Source organism: Streptomyces sp. NPDC042259 (assembly GCF_055582085.1).
Genome location: NZ_JBVJDW010000004.1, coordinates 86,331 through 113,163, shown reverse-complemented (window position 1 = coordinate 113,163; position 26,833 = coordinate 86,331). Strand labels below are relative to the sequence as shown.

At 70.8% G+C, this 26,833-nt stretch carries 26 protein-coding genes and 1 pseudogene; 9 read left to right on the top strand and 18 right to left on the bottom strand.

Translation table 11 applies throughout. The features are described 5' to 3' along the window. Positions 1–456: 456 nt before the first annotated feature. The 3 genes from ACZ6MA_RS12735 to cysS all read right to left on the bottom strand — a co-directional run bounded on the left by ACZ6MA_RS12735 (position 457) and on the right by cysS (position 4,801). Complete coding sequence (locus tag ACZ6MA_RS12735) at positions 457–2,115, bottom strand: DoxX family protein (RefSeq protein ID WP_469433303.1); 1,659 nt, start codon at positions 2,113–2,115, stop codon at positions 457–459. Between the two features lie 234 nt (positions 2,116–2,349). Further along, positions 2,350–3,300 (bottom strand): 23S rRNA (guanosine(2251)-2'-O)-methyltransferase RlmB, encoded by a 951-nt coding sequence (gene rlmB, locus ACZ6MA_RS12730; protein WP_469433302.1) that lies wholly within the window; start codon positions 3,298–3,300, stop codon positions 2,350–2,352. Positions 3,301–3,406: 106 nt separating this feature from the next. Further along, positions 3,407–4,801, bottom strand: coding sequence for a cysteine--tRNA ligase (cysS, locus tag ACZ6MA_RS12725; RefSeq protein ID WP_469433300.1), 1,395 nt, complete (start codon positions 4,799–4,801; stop codon positions 3,407–3,409). Positions 4,802–5,063: 262 nt separating this feature from the next. Between cysS and ACZ6MA_RS12720 the strand changes: the two genes are divergently transcribed. Next, positions 5,064–6,230 (top strand): acyltransferase family protein, encoded by a 1,167-nt coding sequence (locus ACZ6MA_RS12720; protein WP_469433299.1) that lies wholly within the window; start codon positions 5,064–5,066, stop codon positions 6,228–6,230. A gap of 121 nt (positions 6,231–6,351) precedes the next feature. Then, complete coding sequence (locus ACZ6MA_RS12715) at positions 6,352–7,608, top strand: acyltransferase family protein (RefSeq protein WP_469433297.1); 1,257 nt, start codon at positions 6,352–6,354, stop codon at positions 7,606–7,608. A gap of 46 nt (positions 7,609–7,654) precedes the next feature. On the opposite strand, the gene ACZ6MA_RS12710 is transcribed toward ACZ6MA_RS12715, so the two are convergent. The 4 genes from ACZ6MA_RS12710 to ACZ6MA_RS12695 all read right to left on the bottom strand — a co-directional run bounded on the left by ACZ6MA_RS12710 (position 7,655) and on the right by ACZ6MA_RS12695 (position 10,572). Further along, complete coding sequence (locus ACZ6MA_RS12710) at positions 7,655–8,062, bottom strand: PPOX class F420-dependent oxidoreductase (RefSeq protein WP_469433296.1); 408 nt, start codon at positions 8,060–8,062, stop codon at positions 7,655–7,657. A 437-nt stretch (positions 8,063–8,499) separates the two neighbouring features. After that, a complete protein-coding gene (ispF, locus tag ACZ6MA_RS12705) occupies positions 8,500–9,018 on the bottom strand; it encodes a 2-C-methyl-D-erythritol 2,4-cyclodiphosphate synthase (RefSeq protein WP_469433294.1) in 519 nt (172 codons plus the stop codon). Continuing rightward, positions 9,008–9,787, bottom strand: a complete 780-nt coding sequence (ispD, locus tag ACZ6MA_RS12700; protein ID WP_469433292.1) for a 2-C-methyl-D-erythritol 4-phosphate cytidylyltransferase — start codon at positions 9,785–9,787, stop codon at positions 9,008–9,010. The genes ispF and ispD overlap by 11 nt, the downstream gene beginning before the upstream one ends. 302 nt (positions 9,788–10,089) lie before the next feature. Continuing rightward, positions 10,090–10,572, bottom strand: a complete 483-nt coding sequence (locus ACZ6MA_RS12695) for a CarD family transcriptional regulator (RefSeq protein ID WP_003953493.1) — start codon at positions 10,570–10,572, stop codon at positions 10,090–10,092. A gap of 718 nt (positions 10,573–11,290) precedes the next feature. Between ACZ6MA_RS12695 and ACZ6MA_RS12690 the strand changes: the two genes are divergently transcribed. Continuing rightward, positions 11,291–11,974 (top strand): copper chaperone PCu(A)C domain-containing protein, encoded by a 684-nt coding sequence (locus ACZ6MA_RS12690; RefSeq protein WP_469433291.1) that lies wholly within the window; start codon positions 11,291–11,293, stop codon positions 11,972–11,974. Positions 11,975–12,059: 85 nt separating this feature from the next. On the opposite strand, the gene phoP is transcribed toward ACZ6MA_RS12690, so the two are convergent. Further along, the gene (phoP, locus tag ACZ6MA_RS12685) at positions 12,060–12,731 is read right to left on the bottom strand and encodes a two-component system response regulator PhoP (RefSeq protein ID WP_465270536.1); all 672 of its coding nucleotides are present in this window, start codon (positions 12,729–12,731) and stop codon (positions 12,060–12,062) included. Between the two features lie 279 nt (positions 12,732–13,010). Further along, positions 13,011–14,175, bottom strand: a pseudogene (gene phoR / locus ACZ6MA_RS12680) (two-component system sensor histidine kinase PhoR); the annotation flags it as partial. Between the two features lie 201 nt (positions 14,176–14,376). Here phoR and phoU point away from each other — a divergent pair. Beyond that, positions 14,377–15,072: a phosphate signaling complex protein PhoU gene (gene phoU / locus ACZ6MA_RS12675; RefSeq protein ID WP_469433290.1), complete on the top strand. Its 696-nt coding sequence runs from the start codon at positions 14,377–14,379 to the stop codon at positions 15,070–15,072. A 366-nt stretch (positions 15,073–15,438) separates the two neighbouring features. On the opposite strand, the gene ACZ6MA_RS12670 is transcribed toward phoU, so the two are convergent. From ACZ6MA_RS12670 to ACZ6MA_RS12660, 3 genes are all read right to left on the bottom strand, one after another. Then, positions 15,439–16,038, bottom strand: a complete 600-nt coding sequence (locus tag ACZ6MA_RS12670; protein ID WP_469433288.1) for a class F sortase — start codon at positions 16,036–16,038, stop codon at positions 15,439–15,441. A gap of 73 nt (positions 16,039–16,111) precedes the next feature. Further along, on the bottom strand, positions 16,112–16,945 hold the full coding sequence (locus ACZ6MA_RS12665; protein WP_469433286.1) for a hypothetical protein: 834 nt from the start codon (positions 16,943–16,945) through the stop codon (positions 16,112–16,114). A gap of 188 nt (positions 16,946–17,133) precedes the next feature. Further along, positions 17,134–17,895, bottom strand: coding sequence for a phosphoglyceromutase (locus ACZ6MA_RS12660; RefSeq protein WP_184736324.1), 762 nt, complete (start codon positions 17,893–17,895; stop codon positions 17,134–17,136). Positions 17,896–18,091: 196 nt separating this feature from the next. Here ACZ6MA_RS12660 and ACZ6MA_RS12655 point away from each other — a divergent pair, with 196 nt between their 5' ends. The 4 genes from ACZ6MA_RS12655 to cpt all read left to right on the top strand — a co-directional run bounded on the left by ACZ6MA_RS12655 (position 18,092) and on the right by cpt (position 21,197). Then, entirely contained in the window at positions 18,092–19,375 is a 1,284-nt protein-coding gene (locus ACZ6MA_RS12655; RefSeq protein ID WP_469433285.1) for an MDR family MFS transporter, read from the top strand. Between the two features lie 163 nt (positions 19,376–19,538). Further along, positions 19,539–19,871, top strand: a complete 333-nt coding sequence (locus ACZ6MA_RS12650; protein WP_469433283.1) for an ArsR/SmtB family transcription factor — start codon at positions 19,539–19,541, stop codon at positions 19,869–19,871. 34 nt (positions 19,872–19,905) lie between these two features. Next, positions 19,906–20,586, top strand: coding sequence for an NAD(P)H-dependent oxidoreductase (locus ACZ6MA_RS12645; protein WP_469433282.1), 681 nt, complete (start codon positions 19,906–19,908; stop codon positions 20,584–20,586). A gap of 80 nt (positions 20,587–20,666) precedes the next feature. After that, a complete protein-coding gene (gene cpt / locus ACZ6MA_RS12640) occupies positions 20,667–21,197 on the top strand; it encodes a chloramphenicol phosphotransferase CPT (RefSeq protein WP_469434079.1) in 531 nt (176 codons plus the stop codon). A gap of 79 nt (positions 21,198–21,276) precedes the next feature. On the opposite strand, the gene ACZ6MA_RS12635 is transcribed toward cpt, so the two are convergent. From ACZ6MA_RS12635 to ACZ6MA_RS12615, 5 genes are all read right to left on the bottom strand, one after another. Continuing rightward, positions 21,277–21,483: a hypothetical protein gene (locus ACZ6MA_RS12635; protein WP_469434078.1), complete on the bottom strand. Its 207-nt coding sequence runs from the start codon at positions 21,481–21,483 to the stop codon at positions 21,277–21,279. Between the two features lie 123 nt (positions 21,484–21,606). Further along, positions 21,607–22,095: a type III secretion system chaperone family protein gene (locus tag ACZ6MA_RS12630; RefSeq protein ID WP_469433280.1), complete on the bottom strand. Its 489-nt coding sequence runs from the start codon at positions 22,093–22,095 to the stop codon at positions 21,607–21,609. Next, entirely contained in the window at positions 22,088–23,449 is a 1,362-nt protein-coding gene (gene mshA, locus ACZ6MA_RS12625) for a D-inositol-3-phosphate glycosyltransferase (protein ID WP_469433279.1), read from the bottom strand. Before mshA ends, ACZ6MA_RS12630 begins: the two co-directional genes overlap by 8 nt. A 239-nt stretch (positions 23,450–23,688) precedes the next feature. Beyond that, positions 23,689–23,874: a hypothetical protein gene (locus tag ACZ6MA_RS12620; RefSeq protein ID WP_469433278.1), complete on the bottom strand. Its 186-nt coding sequence runs from the start codon at positions 23,872–23,874 to the stop codon at positions 23,689–23,691. 13 nt (positions 23,875–23,887) lie between these two features. Beyond that, positions 23,888–24,964 carry a glycosyltransferase family 2 protein gene (locus ACZ6MA_RS12615; protein ID WP_469433277.1) on the bottom strand — a complete coding sequence of 359 codons (1,077 nt, stop codon included), beginning with the start codon at positions 24,962–24,964 and terminating at the stop codon, positions 23,888–23,890. Between the two features lie 347 nt (positions 24,965–25,311). Between ACZ6MA_RS12615 and ACZ6MA_RS12610 the strand changes: the two genes are divergently transcribed. After that, the gene (locus ACZ6MA_RS12610; protein ID WP_469433275.1) at positions 25,312–26,118 is read left to right on the top strand and encodes a methyltransferase domain-containing protein; all 807 of its coding nucleotides are present in this window, start codon (positions 25,312–25,314) and stop codon (positions 26,116–26,118) included. A gap of 236 nt (positions 26,119–26,354) precedes the next feature. On the opposite strand, the gene ACZ6MA_RS12605 is transcribed toward ACZ6MA_RS12610, so the two are convergent. After that, the gene (locus ACZ6MA_RS12605) at positions 26,355–26,777 is read right to left on the bottom strand and encodes an Hsp20/alpha crystallin family protein (protein WP_469433274.1); all 423 of its coding nucleotides are present in this window, start codon (positions 26,775–26,777) and stop codon (positions 26,355–26,357) included. Positions 26,778–26,833: the final 56 nt, after the last annotated feature.

Below are 26,833 nucleotides of genomic sequence, written 5' to 3'. Positions count from 1 at the left end.
GGCGGATCTTCGCCGACGGGCCGTCTTTGCCGCCTGCGGCGGCGGGCGCCCTGCGGGCGCGTCCTCAAACGCCGGACGGGCTGGAGGTGGCTCGGCTGATGAGGACAGGCTCAGCCATATCAAGCCCGTCCGGCGATTGAGGACACCGCCGCGCAGCGGTGGTGCCGACGGCCTCCGGCGGTTCTTCGGCTACCGGCCCCCCGTGGTGCCGCCTGCGGCGGCGGGCGCCCTGCGGGCGCGTCCTCAAACGCCGGACGGGCTTGAAGTGGCTGGGCTGACGTGGACAACCCCAGCCAAAACCAGCCCGTCCGGCGATTGAGGACACCGCCGCGCAGCGGTGGTGCAGCGAGGCGGGCCGACAGGGCGCAGATGCGAAAGCGCGACGCCGCGCGCAGCGCACCCCGCGTCCGGAAGGACAGACGCGGGGTGCGGGCCGTGACGGAGCGGAGCGAAGGGTCAGCCCAGGAGGCCGCCCAGCGCGCCACCGCCGCGGGAGCCGCCGGAGGTCGTGCCGCCGGAGGAACCGCCGGTGCCGCCGGTCGTGCCACCGGTGGAGCCGCCCGTGGCCGTGGAGCCGGAGGGGCTGCGCGGGGCGGCGGGGGCTGCCGGCTGGCGCGGGCTCTGCGGTGCGGGGCGGACGCCGCCCGGGGTGTTGCCCGGCTGACCCGCGGTACCGGCGGAACTCGTCGGCGTACGGGCGGCCCCCGGCGCCGCCGGACCGGTCGGGGTGGGGGTCGCCGTCTTCCTGCCCGGCGCGGTCGGCTTGGGCGTGCCGGGGGGCACCGCGCTCTGGGAGCCGCGCGGGCTGGCCGGGGAACCGGGCTTCCGGGGCAGCGGCGTCCCGGGGAGGTGGTTCGTGGGCGGGTCGGCGGGCCCGGGCATCCGGGCGACCTCGGAGGACCGTACGGCCCCGCCGAGCGTCGAGCCGGTCAGCAGCGCGAGGCCGATCAGGACCGTCGCCATGATCGTGCCGCGGCGCAGGACGCGCCGGCGCAGCTCCCACAGTTCGGCACGCGGGCCGAGCCGCCGCCAGGCCTCGCTCGCGAGCCTGCCGTCGATGGAGTAGAAGGGGGCGCCGGCGATGACCAGGGGGCTCCACGCGGCGAGGTAGATGATGTCGGGGGCGTCGTACGCCGGAACGCTCCGCCAGCTCACCGTGACCAGCAGGGTCGCCGACAGCAGGACGCCGATGGCGGCGGCGACGCGCTGCCAGAGGCCGAAGATGGTCAGGACGCCGACTACGACCTGCAGGAACGCGACCGTGAGCCCGGCGCCGACGGGGTGGCTGAGCGCCAGGTCCCGCAGGGGTGAGGCGACGGGCCAGGGGTGCAGGGAGGTCAGCCAGGTGACCATGGAGCCGCGGCGGCCGCCGTCGAAGTAGACGGGGTCGCAGAGCTTGCCCATGCCGGCGTAGATGGAGATGAAGCCGAGGAAGACGCGCAGCGGGAGCAGGACGACCCCGAGGTTCATCCGGCGGCCGGGGTAGTAGGCGTGCCGGACGGAGTCGCCGCCGGGGCGGCGCGGTGCGCCGTCCTCGTCGTACGCGTCGTCGCGGCCGTCCCGGTCGTCGAACTCGGAGTCGTCGTACGCCGCTTCGTCATACGCGCTGTGGGTCGGGCGTACGCCGTGCAGGAGTTGGGTCCCGGGTCCGGTGGGACTCTGGGTGCCCGTGGGGTTCGTGGGTTCGGCGGGTCCACGGGGGCCGATGACGGTGGTCGGGGCGTCGTCGACGCGGATGCGCGGCAGCACCTGGGTGGAGCCCGCGTCGTGCCCCCCGGCGGTCACCGGGTCGGGGCCGGCCGCGCCGGAGTCTCTTATGGCTTGGAGGAGTTGGGTGGGCGCGGACTCGCCGGGCTCGGTCCGCCCGCTCCACACCACCGGGGCGCGCCGCTTGGCCGCGCTCCTGACGGTCGGCAGCTGCGCCGTGTCGGCGATCCCGGCGAACTGCCGGGCGGCGCGCGGGGGCCGGGCGAGCTGCACGCGGAAACTCACGTGGTTGACGACGACCTGCGCGGGGTCGGACGGAACCTTCACCGTACTCAGCGCGGGCTGGTCGTCGTACCCCGAAGAGCTTCCCCCCGTAGGTGTGCGGGGTGTTCTGGTGTCCACACTCATCTAACCGAGTGACTTGAGATTAGGACACTGTCTTGACCGACCCCAACTGTCCGAGACCCGTCAAGATCATCAACTGCGCCTTCCGGCGGATCTTGTGTTCCTCGAACGCCGGACGAGCTTGGCGGCTGAGCTCAGCCAAAACCAGCCCGTCCGGCGCTTGAGGACGCGCCCGCAGGGCGCCTCGCCGCCGCAGGAGGCAAGACGCGCCCGCAGCCGAAATATCCGCCGGCCAGGCTACGCCCGTCGCCGAGACGCCTCGTACAGCACCACACCCGCCGCCACACCCGCGTTCAGCGACTCCGCCCCACCCGGCATCGGGATGCGGACGCGGAAGTCGCAGGTCTCGCCGACGAGGCGGGACAGGCCCTTGCCCTCGCTGCCGACGACGATGACGACGGGGCCGCCGAGGGCCTCCAGCTCGTGCAGTTCGACGTCGCCGTCCGCGGCGAGGCCGACGACCGTCAGACCGGCCTTCTGGTACGACTCCAGCAGCCGGGTCATGTTGGTCGCGCGGGCCACCGGCGTGCGGGCGGCGGTGCCGGCGGAGGTCTTCCAGGCACTGGCGGTCATACCGGCCGCGCGGCGCTCGGGGACGACGACGCCGTGGCCGCCGAAGGCGGACGCCGAGCGGACGACGGCGCCGAGGTTGCGCGGGTCGGTGATGCCGTCGAGCGCGACGATCAGCGGGTCCTCGCCGGCATCGAAGGCGGCGGCGGTGAGGTCGTCCGGGTGGGCGTAGTCGTACGGCGGCACCTGGAGCACGAGGCCCTGGTGGTTGAGGCCGTTCGTCATCCGGTCCAGCTCCGGGCGGGGCGCCTCCATGAGGTTCAGGCCCTTTTCGGAGGCGAGCTGGATGGCCTCGCGGACGCGCTCGTCGTTGTCCAGGTACTGCTGGACGTAGAGCGTGTTCGCGGGGACGCCCTCACGCAGCGCCTCGACGACCGAGTTACGGCCGACGACCAGCTCGTTGGTGCCCTTGGGGCCACCACGGCGCGGAGCCGGACGCTTGGTCTCGTGCCGCGCCTTGGCGCTGGCGAGGCGGTTCTTCTTGTGTCCCTTGCGCTCGGACGCGGGCGGGGTGGGGCCCTTGCCCTCCAGGGCCTTACGACGCTGGCCTCCGCTGCCGACCTGCATGCCCTTCTTGTTGGACGTGCGGCGGTTCCTGCGCTGAGTGTTGCCGGCCATGGGTCACCTTTGTTTCTTCTACTGCTCAGGGCCGATGGGGACGGCTCAGAAAACGTACGTACGAAAAGTGTCTCTCAGGACGCCCGGTGGTGCCGGGCGTCACTGATCAGGACAGCGACCAGCGGGGGCCGGACGGGGTGTCCTCGATGGCGAGACCGGACTGCTGGAGCTGGTCGCGAATGGCGTCGGCGGTGGCGTAGTCCTTGCGGCCGCGGGCCGCCTGCCGCTGCTCGAGAACCAGCCTGACCAGCGAGTCCACCACGCCGTGGAGATCGTCACCGCGGCCCGTGCCGGAGCCGGCCCACTGCTCGTCCAGCGGGTCGAGGCCCAGCACGCCGAGCATGGCGCGCACCTCGGCCAGTCGGGCGACGGCGGAGTCCTTGTCGTCGGCGGTCAGCGCGGAATTGCCCTGCCGGACGGTGGTGTGGACGATGGCGAGCGCCTGGGGGACGCCCAGGTCGTCGTCCATCGCCTCGGCGAAGGCGGGCGGCACCTCGGCGGCGGGCGCGACCTCGTGGCCGGCCAGCTCGCAGGTCCGCTGGATGAAGCCCTCGATCCGGGCGAACGCGGACTCGGCCTCGCGCAGCGCTTCCTCGCTGTACTCGATCATCGAGCGGTAGTGCGGGGTGCCGAGGTAATAGCGCAGGACGATGGGACGCCAGTGCTTGACCATCTCGGAGACGAGCACCGAGTTGCCGAGCGACTTGCTCATCTTCTCGCCGCTCATGGTGACCCAGGCGTTGTGCGCCCAGAAGGCGGCGAAGTCGTCGCCGAAGGCCTTGGCCTGGGCGATCTCGTTCTCGTGGTGCGGGAAGATCAGGTCCAGCCCGCCGCCGTGGATGTCGAAGGTCTCGCCCAGGTACTTGTGCGCCATGGCCGAGCACTCCAGGTGCCAGCCCGGGCGGCCGCGGCCCCAGGGCGTCTCCCAGCTGGGCTCGCCCGGCTTGGACGCCTTCCACATGGCGAAGTCGCGCGGGTCGCGCTTGCCGGCCTCGACGTCGCCCGCCGCGCGGAGGTCGTCCAGCTGCTGGTTGGAGAGGGCGAGGTAGTCGGGGTAGGAGCGCACGTCGAAGTAGACGTTGCCCTCGGCGGCGTAGGCGTGGCCGCGCTCGATCAGACCGCGCATCATTTCGATCATCTCGGGCACGTGGCCGGTGGCACGCGGCTCGTAGGTCGGGCGCAGGCAGCCGAGCGCGTCGTACGCCGCGTTGAAGGCACACTCGTTCTCGTAGCCGATCGACCACCAGGGGCGGCCCTGCTCGGCGGCCTTGGCGATGATCTTGTCGTCGATGTCCGTGACGTTGCGGATGAAGGTCACGTCGTAGCCGCGGTAGGTGAACCAACGGCGCATGATGTCGAAGTTCAGGCCCGATCGGATGTGGCCGATGTGCGGTGCGGCCTGCACGGTGGCACCGCAGAGGTAGATCGAGACACAGCCCGGTGTGATCGGGGAGAAGTCGCGGATCTGCCGGGCGCTGGTGTCGTACAGGCGAATGGTCACGGAACCAGGGTAGTGGGCGTGAGGGAGTGCCCCGGGCAGTAGGTGCTTTCCGGCCGGGGGGAAGGCCCGCTCCGGACCGGGGTCCCGGCTGGCAGCGGGGATATGGAGGCTCTCCTGTCACTTCCATGGAGCGCCGGATCCGAACCCTCGCGGCACGTTTTGCCCCTTATTTGCCTTTTGCGTCAAAAGTACAAATAGCCGTGGTAGCTTCCCCGGCACGCCTCATCTTCTCGGTGAGGTGCCGCGGAACCCAGGAGGGGCGTTGCACTCCACTCTGCCGGTACAGCAGGAGCATCCGGAACCCCCGGCACCGGTTCGGCCCCGGCCGGAGCGGGACCGGGCACCCGGCAGGCTGGCCGCGCTGGACGGGCTGCGGCTGCTGGCGGCGCTGATGGTGGTGGCGTACCACTACATCGCGTTCGGCAGCGGCGCGTGGCAGGGGCCGTCGCGGTCGCTCTTCCCGACGGCCTATCTGCCGGCCTCGTACGGCTGGCTGGGCGTCCAGTTGTTCTTTCTGATCAGCGGCTTCGTGATCTGCATGAGCTGCTGGGGCAAGAGCGTGGGACGGTTCGCCGCCTCGCGGGTGACCCGGCTCTATCCGGCGTACTGGTTCGCGGTACTGGCCGTCTCGCTCGTCCTCTATCTCTGGCCGGTGGTCAACGAGACGCCCAGGCCGCAGGACGTGGCCGTGAATCTCACGATGCTCCAGGATCCGCTCGGGGTGGCCCCGGTCGACGGCGTCTACTGGACGCTGTGGATCGAGATGCGCTTCTACCTGCTGTTCGCGCTCGTCGCCTGGAAGGGGCTGACGTACCGGCGGGCGGTGGGCTTCTGCGTCGCGTGGGCCGTCGCGGCGGTGGTCGCCAGGGGCGTGGGCGACCGGACGCTCACGGAGATCCTGCTGCCGCAGGACTGCTGGTACTTCATCGCCGGTATCGCCTTCTATCTGATGTACCGGTTCCGACCGAATCTGGTGCTCTGGCTGATCGTCTCGGGCAGCTTCCTGGTCGTGCAACACGATCTGCTGGCGGCCCACGCGCGAGCGGAGAGCCATATGGGGCACAGCGTCCCGCGGTGGCCGACCCTGCTGCTGATGGCCGTGTTCTTCGCCGCGGTCATGGCGGTCGCCCTCGGCTGGACACGGCGTCTCGACTGGCGCTGGCTGGCCACGGCCGGGGTGCTGACCTACCCCCTTTACCTGTTGCACGAGCGCATCGGCTGGGTGGTCATCAAGCACGCCGACGGACACATGCCGCGCTATGTGCTGCTCCCCGCCCTCGTCCTCGGGATGCTGCAGGCCGCGTGGCTGACGCACCGCTATGTGGAACGACCGCTGGCGCGTGTGATCAAACACGGTCTGGAACGCGCGATGGCGGACATCCGAGGAGGTCAAGCGACCATCTCGGGGAATTCGCGTGTGCGGAAGTGAAGGAAGTGAAGAGAGTGATCACGAGAGAACCGTCACGGCGACGTAGACAGGTTCCTATGCCAACATGCCTGCGAATAGGCCCTGCATACTATGAACCGACTGCACAACGGGAGAGGACGACATGCGTTTCGCCAGCCGAGGTGATCTCGATGGCGGCCGGGTAGCCGTCCGGCGCTCCGCACCCAGGCTCTACGTCCTGGACGGGCTCCGTCTGATAGCCGCCCTCATGGTCGTGCTGTTCCATCTCGTCTCACTGCGCGGCGGCTGGGACCGGCCCGCCGCCGAGATATTTCCCGATCTCCAGCCCGTTGCCCGGTACGGCTGGCTCGGCGTCGAGATCTTCTTCCTGATCAGCGGCTTCGTGATCTGTATGAGTACCTGGGGGCGCACCCTGGGTGATTTCGTGGTCTCCCGGGTTTCCCGGATCTACCCCGCCTACTGGGTCGCCATATTCCTGACCGCGGGCGTCATCACCATGTGGCCGCAGGTCCGCGACGTGAAGAACTGGGACGTCGTCCTCACCAATCTGACGATGCTCCAGCAGGGGCTGGGGGTCTGGGACGTCGACGGCGTCTACTGGACGCTGTTCATCGAGCTGAAGTTCTATGTGCTCTTCGCGATCGTCGTCGCGACCGGTGTCACCTACCGCAAGTGCGTGCTTTTCTGCGGAATCTGGACGGTGGCCTCGATCACCGCCCCCACGGTCGACAACAAGCTGCTCGACATGTGGGCGATGCCGCTGTACTCGCCCTATTTCATCGCGGGCATCGCGTTCTACCTGATGCACCGCTTCAAGCCCACGGCACTGCTCTGGGGCATCGTGGGCATGTCCCTGCTGCTCGCCCTGCACCAGGTGCCGCGGCGGGTCTCGGACAACTCCTCCGAGGTCATCCCGACCTGGCCGGCCACCCTCATCGTCTTCATCGCCTTCGCCCTGATGGCGATGATCGCCCTGGGCTACTTCAACCGCTTGCAGTGGCGGTGGCTCGCGACGGCGGGCGCGCTGACCTACCCGCTCTACCTGATCCACCAGTACATAGGCATGACGCTGACCTACTGGCTGCGTCACACGATCCCCCCGCTGCCGCTCGTCCTGGGGATCATCGCGCTGATGCTGGGCGCCGCGTGGGTCCTGCACCGCTGTGTCGAGCGTCCGCTGGGCACGCGGCTGCGCCGGGCGCTGGGGAAGGGCATGGAGGAGATGCGACTGCACTCGGCGCCGGACGCCGGCCCGCGCGACGCCGCGCCGCCGACGCCGACGCCGACGCCGCTCGACGCGGTGGAGGTCCCGCCGGTGCCGCGGCAGCAGCGCCCGTACGAGCAGAAGGAGCCCGACCGGGTCGCCGTGGGCGCCCCGGGCACGCCCGACGGCCCCTGACGGCCGTCCCGCCGCCCCTTTCCGGGCCGGCGGGACGGCCCTCGGCTCAGAGCGAGCCCACGACCTTGCGCGCGGCCACCCGGACGACGACGCGCTCGGTGTCGTCCTTCGAAGCCGGGTTGAACTCCGCGTAGTCCTTCCCGGTGTACTTCCGCGACAGCTCGTTGATCAGCTCCTGACCGCCCTCGGTCGTGAGGGTGGCGGTGCCGCGGACCTCGGCGTAGGTGTAGGGCGCGTTGGACGGGTTGATCATGACGGTCACCCGCGGGTCGCGCCGGAGGTTCTTCTCCTTGCGGCGCCCGACGGTCGTGGAGATCAGCAGGTCGTCACCGTCGCGCTTGAGCCAGGTGACCGACAGCTGCGGACTGCCGTCGGGCTGCACGGTCGCCACGGTCGCGAAGACGGGGCTGTCGTCGATGAGCTTCTTCAGGTCGTCGGAGAGTGCGGCTGACACGGTGGGGGTCCTTCCCTCGGTGACGGCGTCGTTCTCACCGTATGCGCAGCGCGCGCTTGGCCGACGGATCTCCGACCACGGGGCGCCTGCGGCGGGCGGCGTGGGGCCCTGCCGGACGGGCGGGTTTGAGCTGAGGTCAGCCATATCAAGCCCGTCCGGCGCTTGAGGACGACCGCCGCGTAGCGGTGGTGCCGACGGCCTCCGGCGGTTTTTCGGCTACCGGGCCGGTTTTGCCGCCTGCGGCGGCGAGCGCCCTGCGGGCGCGTCCTCAAGCGCCGGACGGGCTGGATTGGCTGGGCTCAGCCCAAACCCGCCCGGACGGGCTGATGAGGACAGGCTCAGCCAAAACCAGCCCGTCCGGCGATTGAGGACACAGCACAGCAGCCCGTCCGGCGCTTGAGGACAACCGCCGCGCAGCGGGGGGTGCGGAAGGGGCCTCAGACCGCGTCAGCGGAAACGGTCGGGAAGACCAAGGCCGTGGCAATGGCCGCCAGGCCCTCCGCTCGGCCCGTGAGGCCGAGGCCGTCGGTCGTGGTGCCGGAGACCGATACCGGGGCGCCGATCGCCGCCGACAAAGCCTTCCGTGCCTCTTCCCGGCGCTTGCCGATCTTCGGGCGTACGCCGATCACCTGGACGGCGACGTTGCCGATCTCGAAACCGGCCGCCCTGACGATCCGGGCGGCCTCCGTCAGCAGGGTGACACCGGACGCGCCCGACCACTCGGGGCGGTCGGTGCCGAAGTGGGCGCCGAGGTCGCCGACGCCGGCGGCGGAGAACAGCGCGTCGCAGGCGGCGTGGGCGGCGACGTCACCGTCGGAGTGGCCGGCGAGGCCATGCGTGGCGTCCTCCCAGAGCAGGCCCGCGCACCACAGCTCGCGGCCCTCCTCGAAGGCGTGCACGTCCGTGCCGATGCCCACCAGGGGCAGTACCGGCGGTACCGGGGACTCAGAAGCCATCGTTGGCCCTCCTGCGGGCGAGTACGGCCTCGGCCAGGACCAGGTCCAGCGGCCGGGTCACCTTGAAGGCCTCCTCGTGGCCGGGCACCACCACGACGGTGGTGCCGAGCCGCTCGACCAGGCCGGCGTCGTCCGTGGCGCCCTCGCCCTCGCGGGCGGCGGAGGCGAACCGGTCGTGGGCGGCCACCAGGGTGGCGCGGTCGAAGCCCTGCGGCGTCTGCACGGCCCGCAGCAGCGCCCGCTCGGGCGTCCCGACGACGGGCTCGGGCTCGCCCGCGGCATCGCCGGTGCGCGGCTCGACCTGCTTGACGGTGTCCGCGAGGGGCAGTGCGGGGACGACGGCGGGCGCGCCGTCGTGGACGGCCGTGACGACGGCGTCGACCGTGTCGACCGGCACCAGGGGCCGCGCGGCGTCGTGGACGAGGACGGTGGTGACGTCGTCGGTGAGGGCCCGCAGGCCCAGGCGCACGGACTCCTGGCGGGTCCCGCCGCCGGGGACGACCAGCACCTCGGTGGGGTCGTGGTCCGCGAGGGGGTACTCGTCGAGGAGGTTGCGGACCTCGGCGGCACCGTCCGGCGGGGCGACCACGACGACGAGCGAGACGGCCCGGGAAGCCGCCATCGCGCGGACCGCGTGGATCAGCATGGGCGTGCCGTTGAGGGCACGCAGCGCCTTGGGGGTGCCGGGCCCGAGCCGCACTCCGCGACCCGCCGCGGGAATGACGGCGGCGGTGCGTCCGGGTGCGTCGGCGGTGGCTCGATCGGACATTGCGTTGGCGTTCAGGTTTGCTTCCTCGGCCGAATTGGGTATGGCCTCAGCGTGCCGGGCACGATGCCCCGACCAGCCCCTTCCGTGACGACTGGTCGGGCCGGCTGCCCGGGCCCGGCACACCAAGTACGGCGTGAACGACATTCGGCGCCGCGAAGCGTCGCCGAAGCGCGCCACCGAAGCAGAGATGCCGCAGCGCCGGCGGATGACCTTTTCGTCATCACGCGGGCACCGCGGCACTTCTTTACGTCCAGCACCTGCTGTGGATCCAGCGCGCGGATCCCGCACTACTGCGCATTACCTCAGGACGCGAGAACCTCGTCGAGCAGGGCCTCGGCCTTGTCTTCGTTGGTGTTCTCCGCGAGGGCGAGCTCACTCACCAGGATCTGGCGCGCCTTGGCGAGCATGCGCTTCTCTCCGGCGGAGAGCCCGCGCTCGCGCTCACGACGCCACAGGTCGCGCACTACCTCGGCGACCTTGATCACGTCGCCCGACGCGAGCTTCTCGAGATTTGCCTTGTAGCGACGGGACCAGTTCGTCGGCTCTTCCGCATACGGTGCGCGGAGCACCTCGAAGACCCGGTCCAGCCCGTCCTGGCCGACCACATCGCGCACGCCGACGAACTCCGCATTGTCCGCTGGCACGCGAACCGTCAGGTCACCCTGGGCGACCTTCAGCACCAAGTAGGTCTTGTCCACGCCTTTGATCTGGCGAGTTTCGATGGCCTCGATCAGCGCGGCCCCGTGATGGGGATAGACCACGGTGTCGCCAACCTTGAACGTCATGTGACAGGTACCCCTTCCGTGACTATCCAGTCTAACACGAGAAGAGGGCGTTCTGAATGGCGTTTCCGCAGGTCAGGGCATATCTCGGGGCTTGACAACAGCAACCGGAACGTGCTGCGGGAGGCTTCCGGAAGCGGGTATTCGCAGGTCGGAGCCGTTGTCCGGGCGGAGTGAAACGCGCACGTTACACCCGTCCGACGGGCCCCGCGAGCGACTGAACGTCCCGGTTTGCCGGGGTCCGGTCGGCGGACTTCCCCTACTCCGTTCGGGGAGCACCTACCTTCCACGCGGGTAATCCCGAATTGATCAACGCGAACTTGATCAATTACCGAAGACCTTCCGCGACCCCCTCGCATTCCTTAACCGATAATCCGCCGCATCGCCCGATGCCGGTTCCGGACGGATGGACGGGCGATATTCGGCCGCTCATACACACGGTGTCCGCGCGACTACGGCATCCGGGTGAGTGACTAGGGGTAACCGGCGGGCCCGTCCGGTATCCGGGGGGGGCGGGTCCGCGGAACGTTCACCACCACGGGCGGCACGCACCGGCACGCGCCGCCCACGGCCGGGGACCCCGCCGGACGGACCCGCGTGGACCAGCCGAGTGGCACCGTGTTGACCATGGGGGCGGGTCGGGTGCGGAGGCTCTCCGACGGCTCGGTAACCTAAGCCCCGCTGACACATCCTTTACTTCGTCCAAGGAGATGCCGCCGCCGTGAGCAGCAGCCTTCGACGCGGCGCTCTCGCCGCTACCGCCCTCGTGCTCTCGATCGCCTCGCTCTCCGCCTGCGCGGCGGGCAACGATGCCCAGACGCTCGAGGTGAAGCCGGACAACGCCGCCACCTCGGTGGGTGACATCAAGCTTCAGAACATCAACGTCATCACCCAGCCGAAGCAGGAGACCGCGGGCCCCGCGGTCATCACCGGCAAGGTCTTCAACACCGGGACCGAGGACCAGACGCTGACGGCGATCTCGCTGCCCGGCAAGGGCACCGCCGTGAAGCTCTCCCCGGCCAAGGGCACGGGTCCGCTCGTCGTCCCGGCCGGTGGTTCCGTGACGCTCGGCGGCGCGGGCAACCCGTCCGCCGTCCTGCCGAACGGCCGTGAGGCGCTGAAGGACGGCGAGTCGCAGCCGCTCACGTTCGACTTCAGCTCGACCGGTGATGTGAAGATCTCCGCGTTCGTCTTCCCGGCGAAGAGCTACTTCAAGGAGTGGGGCCCCGCCGAGCCCGCCCCGGCGAAGCCCGGCAAGCCGGCCAAGCCCGGCGCCACGCCGTCCGGCACCCCGGGGAGCACGCCCGGCACGGAGGCCGGTGCGCAGCCCGGTGGCAACACGCCGCCCGCGGGCCAGCCCACGCACTCGCCCGGCGCCCAGCAGCAGCACGACGCCGGTCACTGAGCCGTCGCGCCGTGGACACGCACCGGGGGCCCGGAAGCTTTCGCTTCCGGGCCCCCGGTGCGTGCGGGCCTTGCCGCCGACGGGCCTACGGCTCGAACTTGTAGCCTAGGCCCCGGACCGTCACCAGGTAGCGCGGGGCGCCCGGGTCGGGTTCGATCTTGGCGCGCAGCCGCTTGACGTGGACGTCGAGCGTCTTGGTGTCGCCGACGTAGTCCGCGCCCCAGACGCGGTCGATGAGCTGCATGCGGGTGAGGACCCGGCCCGCGTTACGCAGCAGCATCTCCAGGAGGTCGAACTCCTTCAGCGGCAGGTCGACCTTGCCGCCGGAGACGGTGACGACGTGCCGGTCGACGTCCATCCGCACCGGTCCGGCCTCCAGCGCCGCCGGGGTGACCTCCTCCGGCTCGCCCCGGCGCCGCAGCACGGCCCGGATGCGGGCCACCAGCTCGCGCGAGGAGAAGGGCTTGGTGACGTAGTCGTCGGCTCCTATCTCCAGGCCGACGACCTTGTCGATCTCGCTGTCCTTGGCCGTCACCATGATGACGGGCACGTTGGAACGTCCCCGTAGCTGCCGGCAGACCTCCGTACCGGGCAGGCCCGGCAGCATCAGGTCGAGCAGGACCAGGTCGGCGCCGTTGCGCTCGAACTCGTCCAGCCCGTCGGGCCCGGTGGCGGCGATGGCCACCTCGAAGCCTTCCTTGCGGAGCATGTAGGACAACGCGTCGCTGAACGATTCTTCGTCCTCGACGACGAGCACTCGGGTCACGGACGGGCCTCCGGTCGGGTCTCGGGGCAAAACAGCGCGGCGGCCGCGGGGAGCGGGCCGTCCCCGGGGGCGGGCGGTGCGGTCACGGGCGGACCTCCGGTCGGGTCTGCGGTTCGCTCGGGGCGAGGTGGTGCGGGGTGGTACGGGCCGGTCGGGGTGCCGGGGGTCACGGGCGGGCCTCCGGGGCGGTCAGGCGGTCGCCGGAGCGAAAGTCCCCGGCGCGGACGCCGGCGGCCGTGCCGTCGGCGTGTTCGATCAGTGTGCGCCCCCGGTCGCGGTCGCGGGCCGCGCCCGCCTCGGGGAGCCGCAGGGTGAACGTCGAGCCCTGGCCCTCGGCGCTCCAGACCGTGACCTCGCCGCCGTGCGACGCGGCCACGTGTTTGACGATCGCGAGGCCCAGGCCGGTACCGCCGGTGGCGCGGGAGCGGGCGGGGTCGACCCGGTAGAAGCGTTCGAAGACCCGTTCGCGGTCCTTCTCGGATATGCCGATGCCCTGGTCGGTGACGGCTATCTCGATGAGGTCGCCGCCGGGGGCCGTGATGTGGCGGGCGGCGATGCCCACGCGGGTCCGGGCGGGACTGTAGTTGACGGCGTTCTCCACGAGATTGCCGAGGGCGGCGGCGAGCTGGCCGCGGTTTCCCCAGACGCGCAGGTCGGCGGTGCCTCCGGCGGCCATCGTGATCTGTTTCGTACCGGCCTGCTGGCGGCAGCGGTCGATGGCCTCGGCGACCAGTTCGTCGACCCGTACGGGCTCGGAGTCCTCCAGCGGGTCGTCGTTCTGCACCCGGGAGAGGTCGATGAGCTCCTGGACCAGATTGGTCAGCCGGGTCGCCTCGATCTGCATGCGGCCCGCGAAGCGGGTGACCGCCTCGGGGTCCTCCGAGGCGTCCATGACGGCCTCGGAGAGCAGGGACAGCGCGCCGACGGGGGTCTTCAGCTCATGGCTGACGTTGGCGACGAAGTCACGGCGGACGGCCTCGATACGGCGGGCCTCGGTGAGGTCCTCCACCAGGAGCAGCACCAGCCGGGAGCCGAGCGGTGCGACCCGGGCGGAGACCGCGAGGGCGTCGCCGCGGCCGGTGCCACGGCGGGGCAGGTCGAGTTCGACCTGGCGTATCTCTCCGTCGCGGCGGGTGTCGCGGGCCATCTGCAGCATCGGCTCGACGGCGAGTACGCCGCCCCGGACCAGCCCCAGCGCGTACGCGGCGGAGCTGGCCTTGACGACGGCGTCGCCCTCGTCGAGGACGACGGCGGAGGACCGCAGCACCGACAGCACGGTGTCCACACCGGGCGGCAGCACCGCGTCGGTGTGCAGGGAGCTGCGGGTCGGGCGGGACTGGTCGCGTTCGCTCCAGCGGAACGCCAGCATCGCGATGACACCGGTGCACACCCCGGCGAGGGCTGCCGCTGCGGCGACGGCCGCGTCCACGTTCATGAGTCAAGGTTATGCGCGCCCTCCGCCCGTCCCACAGCCAAATGGGGGGTGCCTCGAACACACGTTGCCGAGAGTTCACCTTCACGTCGGTGCCGGTTCACTCCGGAGGCCGTTCGCCGTCGCGTTGCGGCCCGAACGTGGGACCGTGGGCGGGCGGAGAACCCCCCGGCCGGCGCTACTCGGAGTGAGAGAAGGTCAGGAATGCGGGACGCGTACCACGAGGAGCTGGATTCGATCGGCGAGGGACTCGTCGAGATGGCCCGGCTCGTCGGCTCCGCGGTCGGGCGCGCCACCACGGCGATCCTGGACGCGGACCTCAAGCTCGCGGAGTCCGTGATCGCGGCGGACGCCAAGGTGGACGACCTCCAGCGGGACCTGGAGGCGCGGGCCATCGCCCTGCTCGCCCGCCAGCAGCCGGTCGCCACGGACCTGCGGATCGTCGTCACCTCCCTGCGCATGAGCGCGGACCTGGAGCGCTCGGGCGACCTCGCCCAGCATGTGGCGAAGCTGGCCCGGCTGCGTTTCCCGGAGACGGCGGTCCCGCGCGACCTGCACTCCACGGTCCTGGAGATGGGGCAGCTCGCGCAGCGGCTGATGGCCAAGGCGGCCGAGGTGATCATCACCAAGGACGTCGACCTCGCGCTCCAGCTGGAGCACGACGACGACGCGATGGACCTGCTGCACCGCGCGCTCTTCCAGCACCTGATGGACGACCGCTGGAAGCACGGCATCGAGACGGCCGTCGACGTGACCTTGCTGGGCCGCTACTACGAGCGCTTCGCGGACCACGCCGTGTCCGTCGCCAAGCGCGTGGTCTATCTGGTGACCGGTGAGCACGCCGACGAGCTGACCCAGGCCAACGCGCAGTCGCCGTCCGGTCCGGTCGAGAACGCGTAGGGCGCGTCCATCGGTACGTGCTGCCGCGTGTGCTTCCGCGCGCCCTCGGTGCGCCCGGACACCTGTGCGTCCTGGCCATTGACGGCCGGTTCGCCCGGTTCTTGACTGGGGGCAGGCAGACCACCCTTCGAGGAGGTACCGCATGACAGATGCTTCTGAGTCCCCGCCCGAGAACTTCGCCGACCGTGCGTCCTTGTTCGCACTGAGCGGTTGTCAGTGCGGACCCGGGTGCTCGTGCGGCTGCCAGAGCGGCGGATCGTGCCAGTGCGGCGGCGGCTGCGGCTGACCGCCCGCGCACGTCTCTCACGGGAAGGGCCCCCGACCGGTCTCCGGTCGGGGGCCCTTTCACGGCCGGGGCCGGTCTGTCTAGCCCGTGTTCCCGGTCAGATACGCGGAGACGACGACATTGGCGGTGTACGTGCGCCGCTCGCGGTCGTAGCTGCCGCCGCAGGTGATCAGGCGGAGTTCGGCGCGGTCCTTCTCGCGGGGCTCGTAGACCTTCGCGGCGTCGAAGTGGTCGTTGTCGACGACGGCGATGTCCTCGACGGTGAACTCGACGGTGGATCCGTCGGCGCGGGCGACGGTGACCGTCTCGCCCCGTTTGAGGGTGCTGAGGTCGTAGAAGACGGCCCGGGTCTGTTCGGTGTCCACGTGGCCCACGAGGACGGCGGCGCCGGGGCTGCCCGGCTGGGGGCCGTCCTTGTACCAGGCCACGGCCGTGGGCCGCTCGTACGGGGGCGGTTCGACGCCGCCCTTCGCGTCGAGGCCGTGGCCCTCGACCGGGGCCTTCAGGCCCCGGGCCTTGATGATCAGTTCCTTGGGGTCTGCCCCCGGCAACGGTTCGTGTACCGGGGGCAGACCGTGCGCAGGGGGGCGGCCCGCGGCGACGCCCTTCGAGGGAGCCTTGGCTGCCGGCTCCTCGATGGTGTCACTGCCGCACAGGCACAGGGCGAGCAGCAACGCCACCCAGGCCACCCCTGTCAGCAGACGGCCAAGGCCACCTCTGCGCTGTTCTGACATGACGCCCGTTCTCTTCCCGTCACTGCTTCACGGTGCGGCGGCGGTACCAGAACATTCCACCGGCCAGACCGGCCGTGGCACCCGCGGCGAGGAGGATGACGGGGACGTCGGACGAGGACTCCGACGAGGCGAGTTTCGCGGTGGCGCCACCGCCCGCGTGCGCGGGAGCGTGGGGCTTGCCGTGCCCGTCGTGACGGCCGTCGTGGTCCTTCTTGTGGCCGTCGTGATCCTTCTTGTGACCGTCGTGGTCGCCATGGCCGTGGTGGTCGTGACGCCCGTCGTGGTGGTCCTTGCGACCGTCGTGGTCCTCACGGCCGTCGTGGTCGCCTCGGCCGTCGTGGTCGTGACGCCCGTCGTGATCGTCGCGGCCGTCGTGGTCGCCTCGGCCGTCGTGGTCGTCACGCCAGTCGTCGTCACGCCAGTCGTCGTCGTGGTCCCCGCGGCCGTCGTGGTCCTTCTTGCCGTCGTGGTCCTTGCGACCGTCGTGGTCGTCGCGGCCGTCGTGGTCCTTCTTGCCGTCGTGGTCGTCGCGGCCGTCGTGATCCTTCTTGCCGTCGTGGTCGTCGCGGCCGTCGTGATCCTTCTTGCCGTCGTGATCGGACCGTCCCTCGTGGTCCTTGCGCCCGTCGTGGTCGTGGCGGCCATCGTCGTCGCAGTCGTCACGGCCGTCGTGATGCTTGCCGTGCTCGTTGTGGTCGTCGTCGTCGGTGGCCGGGTTCTCGCCGGCGGCGACGACGGGGGCCTCGGCCACATTGGTGACCGGGCTGTCGACCGCGTAGGCGGGAACGGCGGAGACGCCGCAGACGGCGATGACGGTGGCTGCGCCGCATATGACGGAGCGGATTGAGTGCATGGTGTTACCTCCTTGCTTCGAGGCTCACCCGCACATGCGTTCCGCGCATCCGGAGCGTATCCGCGCTACTCCATTCGGTGACCGACCCGTCGTGCGGGCCCCCGCGCACGACCGGCTCCCGGGGCAGCACGAAGCCCCCTTTCCGCGGCGAAAGCGCAGGCAGGGGGCTTGGTGGCGGATCAGTGGTGTTACTTCTTCTTGCCCTGGTTCTTCACGGCCTCGATGGCGGCCTTGGCGGCCTCCGGGTCGAGGTAGGTGCCACCGGGCTTGACCGGGTTGAAATCGGCGTCCAGCTCGTAGAAGAGCGGGATGCCGGTCGGGATGTTCAGGCCCGTGATGTCGGCGTCGGAGATGCCGTCCAGGTGCTTGACCAGGCCGCGCAGGCTGTTGCCGTGGGCGGCGACCAGGACGGTGCGGCCGGCCAGCAGGTCCGGGACGATGCCGTCGTACCAGTACGGCAGCATCCGCTCGACGACGTCCTTGAGGCACTCGGTGCGCGGGCGCAGCTCGCTCGGGATCGTCGCGTAGCGCGGGTCGTCGCTCTGCGAGAACTCCGTGCCGTCCTCGAGGACCGGCGGCGGGGTGTCGTAGGAACGGCGCCAGAGCATGAACTGCTCCTCGCCGAACTCGGCGAGGGTCTGCGCCTTGTCCTTGCCCTGGAGCGCGCCGTAGTGACGCTCGTTCAGCCGCCAGGAGCGGTGGACCGGGATCCAGTGGCGGTCCGCGGACTCCAGCGCCAGCTGCGCCGTGCGGATGGCGCGCTTCTGGAGCGAGGTGTGCAGTACGTCGGGGAGCAGGCCGGCGTCCTTGAGCAGCTCACCGCCGCGGACTGCCTCCTTCTCGCCCTTCTCCGTCAGGTTCACGTCCACCCAGCCGGTGAACAGGTTCTTCGCGTTCCAGTCGCTCTCGCCGTGGCGGAGGAGGATCAGCTTGTACGGTGCGTCGGCCATGTCCAAGAGCGTAATCGACGCCCGATACCGCCCGGACCCCCGCCGCGCCTGGCCGCGCCGGGCCGCGTCCGGCCGCCCCCGGAGGGCCGGGGGCGGTGGCCCGTGAGACGACGGCGATAACTTGATGGCGCGGACACGCCAAGCCTGTGTAAGTTGTGATCAAGCATTGAGACGCTTACACACCGGGGGTAGCGGGATGACGGTCGCGAGCATGAGGCGGGCGGCGAGAGAGAGCGTCTCGGGGCTGCCCCGGGAGTTCTGGTGGCTGTGGACGTCCACCCTCGTCAACCGGCTCGGGGCGTTCGTCGCCACCTTCCTCGCCCTCTATCTGACCCTCGACCGCGGCTACTCGGCCTCGTACGCCGGTCTCGTCGCCGCCTTGCACGGGCTCGGCGGCGTGGTGTCCTCGATCGGCGCGGGCGTGATGACCGACCGGCTCGGCCGACGGCCCACCCTGCTCATCGCGCAGACCTCGACGGCCGCGTCGGTGGCGGTGCTCGGCTTTATGCAGCACCCGGTGGCCATCGCGGCCGTCGCGTTCGTGGTCGGCATGGCGAGCAACGCCTCCCGGCCGGCGGTGCAGGCGATGATGGCCGACATCGTGGCACCCGAGGACCGGGTGCGGGCCTTCGCGCTCAACTACTGGGCCATCAACCTCGGCTTCGCCTTCTCCTCGCTCGCCGCCGGGCTCATCGCCGAGCACAGCTACCTGATCGGCTTCCTCGGCGAGGCGGGCATGACGCTGGCGTGCGCGATCCTCGTCTTCCGCAAGATCCCCGAATCCCGCCCGACCGTGACGCCGGGTGCGGCGGGCGCGGCGGAACCCGAGGTCGGCATGGGGACGGTGCTGCGCGACCGGCGCTTCATGGGCGTCGTCGGACTGTCCTTCCTGATCTCCCTGCTCTTCATGCAGAGTTCGGTGTCGCTGCCGGTGGCGATGGGCGAGAACGGCTTCTCCAGCCGTGACTTCGGCATGGCCATCGCCGTCAACGGCGTGCTGATCGTGGCCCTGCAGATCCCCGTGACCCGCTTCATCGAGCACCGCGACCCGCAGCGGCTGCTCGTCGTCTCGGCGCTGCTGGCGGGCTACGGCTTCGGACTGACCGCCTTCGCCGGGTCGATCGCCGTCTACATGCTGACGGTCTGCGTCTGGACCCTGGCCGAGATCATCAACTCCCCCACCCAGATGGGCCTCGTCGCCCGCCTCTCCCCCACCCACGGCCGGGGCCGCTACCAGGGCGTCTACGCCCTGTCGTGGTCGACGGCGGCCCTGGTCGCCCCACTGGCGGGCGGCACCGTGATCGACCACTACGGGGCCGGCACGCTGTGGGCGGGATGCGCGGTGATCGGCACGGTCGCCGCGGCGGGGTACTGGCTGCTGATGCGGAACCTGCCGGCGGCGGAACGGGTGGAGACGGCCTCGGCGCCGGCTCCGGCCGCGGCCCCGGCCGCACCGGAGGCCGAGCCGACGGCGGCCTGACCGGCCGCGCCGCCTGTGCCACGACGCCGCTGTCGGGCCCCGAATGCGGGTCGTTCGCAGGCCCGACCGCAGGCCCGACGGCGGGCCCGTCCACGGCCCCGACCGCCACTGATCGGATCGAGATAACGTGGTGTGCCGGAATGTCTGGTGAGAGAGGTGGCTCATGGCCGCTGCGGCGGAATCGGCCTCGGGTGACCTGATCGAGGTGTTCAAGGCCCTCGGCAACCCTGCCCGTTTGCAGATCATGCAGTGGCTGAAGGACCCCGACACGCACTTCGGCGCGTACGAACCGATCGCGGACCGCCGGTCGGTCGGCGTGTGCGTCACGCACATCCAGGCGAAGTCGGGACTCGCGCAGTCCACCGTCTCCAGCTACATGAGCACGCTCGAACGGGCGGGACTCGTGCGCCCCACCCGGGTGGGCAAGTGGACCCACTACCGGCGCGACGACGAACGGCTGGCACAGGTGGCGCGAGCGATCGGCACCGTTATTTGATTGACGTATCGCAATACGTCGATACGATCTCCTCATGTCGACCTTCGCTGCCGCTCCCACCGCCCTGATCGTTCACGCTCACCCCGAGCCCCATTCGTTCAGCACCGCCCAGATGACCACCGCGGCACAGGCGTTGCGCGATGCCGGTTACCGGGTCGACGTCCTCGACCTCTACTCCGACGCGTGGGCCCCGGTCCTCGGCCGTGCGGAGTTCGCGCCGGTGGAAGGGCACTTCAAGCCGCAGGCCGAGCAGCGGCGAGCGCTCGGGGACGGGACGCTCGACGCGACCGTCAAAGCCCATCTCGACCGGCTGCTCGCCGCCGATCTGCTCGTACTGTCGTTCCCGCTGTGGTGGTTCTCGCTGCCCGCCATCCTCAAGGGATGGGTGGACCGGGTCTTCGTGATGGGCGGGGTCTTCGGCGGGGACCTCGGAGTCTTCGGCGACGCGGCGCTCGCCGGGAAGCGAGCGATGCTGCTGTTCACGACCGGCGGGGCCAGTGAGTCGTTCCGGCCCGGCGGCGCCTACGGGTCGATGGACGACTTCCTGTTCCATATCCACCGCGGCATGCTGGAGTTCGTCGGCTACCAGGTGCTCAGCCCCGTCATCACCTACGCACCGGCCCGCATGACCGACCGGGAAAGGGCGGCGGCGCTGGCCACGGTCAGGGACTCCGTCGCGATCGCCGCGGCGGAGTCGCAGCCCACCGTTCGCTGACCCCGCGGCGTGGTGTCGGCTCTGGGGTGCGCGGAAATCCGTTTCGCGGCTTGCCCCGGCGGCTCTACTGTGGCGCGGTGATGGCTCAGGTGATCGTCCTCAACGGTGGTTCCAGCTCGGGGAAGTCCGGGATCGTCCGGTGTCTGCAGGCGGTTCTGCCGGATCCGTGGCTGGCCCTGGGGACGGACACCCTGGTCGACGCGATGCCCGCGTCCCTGCGGACGTCGGACGCCGGGATCGAATTCGCTCCGGACGGAGCGGTGGTGGTCGGCCCGGCGTTCCGGACGCTCGAAGCGGCGTGGATCGCGGGGATCGCCGCGATGGCCCGGGCCGGCGCCCGGGTCATCGTCGACGAGGTCTTCCTCGGCGGAGCGGACTCCCAGCGGCGATGGCAAAAGGCCCTGGGTGAACTGCCGGTGCTGTGGGTCGGCGTCCGGTGTGACGCCGCGGTAGCCGCGGGCCGCGAGGTCGCCCGAGGCGACCGGACCGCCGGAATGGCCGCCTCCCAGGCGGACGTGGTCCACCAGGGCGTGACCTATGACCTGGTGGTCGACACCACGCGGGCGGAGGCGATGGAGTGCGCGCACACCATCGCCGCGCATCTCATCTGATCGACAGCCCGGCGCACCCCGCCCGCGGGGGTAGGGGCACGCGCGGCGTCGGCGCGGGCGAGGTCAAGACCGCGGGCAGTCAGGACCGCGGGCGCTTGACCCAGCCCTTTTTCACCAGCTGGTCGCAGTGCCACTTCGCATGGCGGGTGGATTCGCCGTTCTTCTTGGCCGCCGCGACGCAGTCCGCGTACGGGTAGGGCGGCCCGTAGGGAGCGGAGGCGGCCTGGGCGGTTGCTCCCGCGAAGGCTCCGCTCATCGCGATGGTCGCGGCAAGGGCGACACTCATCCGGCGCACAGCTGCGCTCCTCTCGTCTCCATCGAAGCCCGGTGCTTCGTACGCGCTCGTTTTTCAACGACGCGCCGCACCTCAAGTCACGACGTCACGCAAGGGGCAGGGCCCGGCCGTGGTTCAGTCCTGGTCCCGGGTGAGGTTGGCGAACGCCTCCAGATTGCGCGTCGACTCCCCGCGCGAGGTACGCCAGGCGTACTCCTTGCGGATCGCGCTCGCGAAGCCCATCTCCAGCAGGGTGTTGAAGCTGCCGTCGGCGTTCTCCAGCACCGTGCCGAGGATCCGGTCGATCTCCTCCGGGGTCACGGCCGCCAGCGGCAGCCGCCCGACGAGGTAGATGTCGCCGAGCCGGTCGATCGCGTAACCCACCCCGTACAGGCGGGTGTTGCGCTCCAGCAGCCAGCGGTGCACCGCCTCGTGGTTCTCGTCGGGGCGGCGCACGACGAAGGCGTTGACCGAGAGCGAGTGCTTGCCGACGATCAGCGAGACGGTCGTCGACAGCTTGCGGGTGCCGGGGAGCGTCACGACGTACGTGCCGTCACTCGGGCTCTCCCATGCGAGGCCGGCGTCGTCGAGCGTCCGTTCGAGGATGGAGTTCGCGTCAGACATGCGTCGAGCGTAGGCGACGGCGCCGCTCGTGCATCGCCGCCGTGTAGACGTCGGCCGTGGCGGCGGCCGCGGTGTCCCAGCCGAAGGACCGCGCGTGCGTGGCCGCGGCCGCGCCCATCCGGTCCGCGAGCGCGGTGTCGTCGGCGAAGCGGTTCAGCGCCCGGGCGTAGTCGGCGGGGTCGTGGCCGTCGACGAGGAAGCCGCTGACGCCGTCCCGCACGGCCACCGGCAGTCCGCCCACGGCGGCCGCGACGACCGGGGTGCCACAGGCCTGGGCCTCGGCGGCCACCAGGCCGAAGGACTCGCTGTAGGAGGGCATGACCAGCACGGACGCGGCCCGGTACCAGTCCGCCAGCTGCTCCTGGCCGACCGGCGGGCGGAAGCGGACGACGTCGGCGATGCCGAGCCGGGCGGCCAGCTTCTGCAGACCCTCGGGCTTGGCGAGACCGCTGCCGCTGGGGCCGCCGACGACGGGCACGACGACGCGCGAGCGCAGCTCGGGCCGCTGGTCGAGGAGGTGACCGACGGCGCGCAGCAGGATGTCGGGGGCCTTGAGCGGCTGGATCCGCCCGGCGAAGAGGGGGACGAGCGCGTCGGCGGGCAGTCCCAGCCGGGCGCGGGCGGCGGCACGTCCGTCGGCGGGGGTGAAGCGGTCGAGGTTCACGCCCGGGTGCACGACGGCGACCTGCGCGGGGTCGGCCTCGTAGTGCCGCACCAGCTCCTCGGCCTCGCCGTCGGTGTTGGCGACGAGCCGGTCGGCGGCCCGGACGATCTGCGTCTCACCGATCACCCGGGCGGCGGGCTCGGGGGTGTCACCCTCGGCGAGGGCCGCGTTCTTCACCTTGGCCATGGTGTGCATGGCGTGCACGAGGGGAACGCCCCAGCGTTCGGCGGCGAGCCAGCCGACGTGGCCGGAGAGCCAGTAGTGGGAGTGGACGAGGTCGTAGTGGCCGGGGCGGTGGCCCGCCCAGGCCCGCATCACCCCGTGGGTGAAGGCACAGAGCTGGGCCGGCAGCTCCTCCTTCGCGAGGCCCTCGTAGGGGCCCGCGTCGATGTGGCGGACGAGCACACCGGGGGCCAGCTCGACGGCGGGCGGCAGGGTGCCGGTGGTGGCGCGGGTGAAGATCTCGACCTCGATGTTGATCGAGGCGAGCCGCTTGGCCAGCTCCACGATGTAGACGTTCATGCCGCCCGCGTCGCCGGTGCCCGGCTGGTGCAGCGGGGAGGTGTGGACGCTGAGCATGGCGATGCGGCGGGGTTTGCGGGCTCCCCCGAGCCGTCTGCGCGGGCTGCCCGTGAACGGGCCGAGTGTGCGGCCGCGGCGGTTGCCGAGCCGGGCTACGTACTGGCTCACCGTGCGGGACCTCCGTCCACCTGGTAGGGCGTGCGCCACCTGTCAACGGAGTGCAACGCTGCGGAGGAGGCCTCCCATTCCCTGTTTCTACGAGTGAATTATCACCCGATATACCCGCTTGTATTCCGTTCCGGACGGCGCGGAGGCACGCGGTCCGGCGGCTGTGATAGAGGTGCGGTGTGTGCGGGGAGCCCGCTTGCACCGGGCTCCCCGCACACACCTGCTTTTCTCCCGGCCGATTACTCCCCGGCGGCGCGGGTGTCCAGGCGGCGACGGCGAATCGAGGCCGCGTAGGTGGCCAGGCCACCGCAGACCAGAGCGACGCTCGCCGCCAGGATGAGCTGCGAGGTGGACGAGGATCCGGTGGCCGCGAGAGTGGCCCCTCCCGTCACGACGCCTGCGGCGCCGCCGGCGGTGTAGTTCATGCGTTTCCCTTCTTCATTTCCAGGCGCTGACACGCGTGGAGTAGGACTTGATGACAGAGGTGATCAGCCAGTAGTTGCGCACGGTGGCGAACACCAGCCCCGGGAGCATCAGAACTTCGACCACCACGGCCTTCCAGCCGAGGTGGCGCACCCTGAGTCCCGCGAACACTGACCAGAACGCGATCAGTGAGAACCAGATCGGGTCGAAGAGGAACCCGTGCCGGGCGGTCACGCCCAGCCAGACGGCGAGCCAGCCCATGGTGTAGAGGAAGCCGACGAAGCCCAGCACCATCGTCGTGATCGAGAACCACGTGTACCGGGTCCAGCCCCGGCGGCGGAGGGTGTCCACCGTGCCCCGGCCCCACCGCTCGCGCTGCTGGATCAACTCGCGCAGGGTGGGCATCAGGTCGGTGTAGGCGATGCAGAGCTGGTTGGCCGTGACCTTCCAGCCCGCCTCCTTGAGGGCGATCGTGGTCTCGTAGTCCTCGACGAGGTTGGCGTGGTCCTCCCAGAAGACGTCACCCCGCCAACGGACCACGCTCAGCAGCGCCTCGGTGCGGTAGAAGGACCCGGCGCCGGACATGCTGTGGATGCTGCCCCGGTAGCGGCTGCGCGCGTAGCGCCCGTACTCGATGATCTGCATGCCCGTCAGATACCGCTGCCAGGGGTTCTTCCAGAGGTCCGTGCGGCCCAGGCAGGTGGCGCTGAGCCCGCCGATCTTCGGATCGGACTGCATGACCCGGCGGGCGCGGGCGAGGAACTGGTGGTGCAGGCTCGTGTCCGCGTCCATCACCAGCAGATGGCGGGCGGCGGCGGTCAGCCCGCCCTCCACCCGGCTCAGCCACTGGATGCCGTGGTTGAGGGCGCCTGCCTTCTTGTGCGGGTTGTGCGGGAGATCGAGCACGACCGTGTACGGCACGTCCGGGCGGGCCGCGAACTCCCGGGCGATGGCCTCGGTCCGGTCGGTGGAGTTGTTCACGACGACCACGACGAGATCGGGCCGGTAGGTCTGCGCCGCCAGCGAGTCCAGGGCCATCAGGACCCCGGCTTCCTCATTGCGCGCGGGCACGACCACCACGGTGTCGAACATGACCGAGGACGGGGACGTCAGCACCCGACGTCGCCGATGCCCCTGCCCCCGCCTGCGCTTTCCTCCCGATTTGGCACGTCCCGGACGTGTTGACGCACGCGTTGATAACGCGCCCACAGGTGACCCCCCGCCCCCTTTGCGCACCGCCCGACGCCCAGCCCCCCATGGCGTTCATCGGACATATCAGTGCACATGTGTTCGAGGCGATCTTTACATCCCTTGGTCCGTACTTGCAAGCAAACAATGAGCTTTTTGTGAAGGCGGCGTAAGCGCGGACTCCGGCGTACCGGGCGTAACGCCGTCCGCCACCGCGTTCCGTACCGCTTGGGACCGCTTAGGCTCTGCACATGCCGCCCCGCCCCACCCCGCCCCACCGTCCCGTCGGTTCGGCGACCCGTGGGACGACCAACCCGAACCGGCTCCGCCGCATGGACCGCTGGATCGCCGACGCGCACGGCGCCGCGCTGCGCCGCAGTACCGACCCCGTCGCCGTCGACCTCGGTTACGGGGCGGCCCCCTGGACGGCCGTGGAGCTGCTGGACCGGCTGCGGACGGTGTGCGGCGCGGCGGAGGTCGTCGGGGTGGAGATCGATCCGGCGCGGGTGGCGGCGGCGAAGCCGTACGAGCGGGAGGGGCTGTCCTTCGCGCACGGCGGCTTCGAGGTGCCGCTCGGCGCCGGGCGGCGGCCCGCGCTGATCCGGGCGGCGAACGTACTGCGGCAGTACGACGAGGACGAGGTGGCCGCCGTGTGGGCCAGGCTCCGCGCCCGGCTCGCGCCCGACGGGCTGCTCGTCGAGGGCACGTGCGATGAGATCGGCCGGCGGCACGTATGGGTCGCGCTCGGCCCGGAAGGCCCCCGGACGGTCACCTTCGCGACCCGGCTCGGATCCCTGTCCACCCCTTCCGACCTGGCCGAACGACTCCCCAAGGCGCTCATCCACCGCAATGTGCCGGGCGAGCCCGTGCACGCCTTCCTCCGCGACTTCGACCGCGCCTGGGCGGCCGCCGCGCCTTACGCGGCGCTGAGCTCTCGGCAACGGTGGATCCGTGCCGTGTCCGCGCTGAGCACGGACTGGCCCCTGACGGATGGCCCTCGGCGCTGGCGGCAGGGGGAGGTGACGGTGCGGTGGGAGGCGGTGGCGCCGTGCGGCTGAGCTTGGCGGGGTTTTGGGTTTTGGCCCGAAGGGCCGTCTTTGGCCTGCGGGCCGCCTTTGCCGCCTGCGGCGGCAGAGCGCGTCTCGCCTGGCCGGCGGAACCTTGGCCTGCGGGCCCGTCTTGCCGCCTGCGGCGGCGAGCGCCCTTCGGGCGCGTCCTCAATCGCCGGACGGGCTTGAAGTGGCCGGCCTCAGCCCAAACCAGCCCGTCCGGCGATTGAGGACAAAGGAAACGGTCAGCTCGCGAGCTGGCGACGGTCGCGGCCGCCCGCGATGGTGATCTTGCGGGGCTTGGCCTCTTCGGCCACCGGGATGCGCAGCGTCAGCACTCCCAGGTCGTAGGAGGCGTCGATGCGGTCGGTCTCCAGCGTGTCGCCCAGGAACAGCTGACGGCTGAACGTGCCCGAGGGGCGCTCGTCGACGATCAGCTCGGCGCCTTCGGGGGCCGTCTTGCGGCGTTCGGCGTGGATCGAGAGGACGTTGCGCTCGACGTCCAGGTCGATCGATTCGGGGTCGATGCCGGGAAGGTCGAACTGGACCACGAATTCGTCGCCGACGCGGTAAGCGTCCATCGGCATGGCCGCCGGCCTGGCCTCGGTGCCGAAAACCTGTCGGGTGAGGCGGTCGAGGTCCCGGAACGGGTCGGTCCGCATGAGCATCACAGGTCACTCCTTTTCTCTGACGTTGGGGGGATGCCCTCGCTCTCTTCTTATAT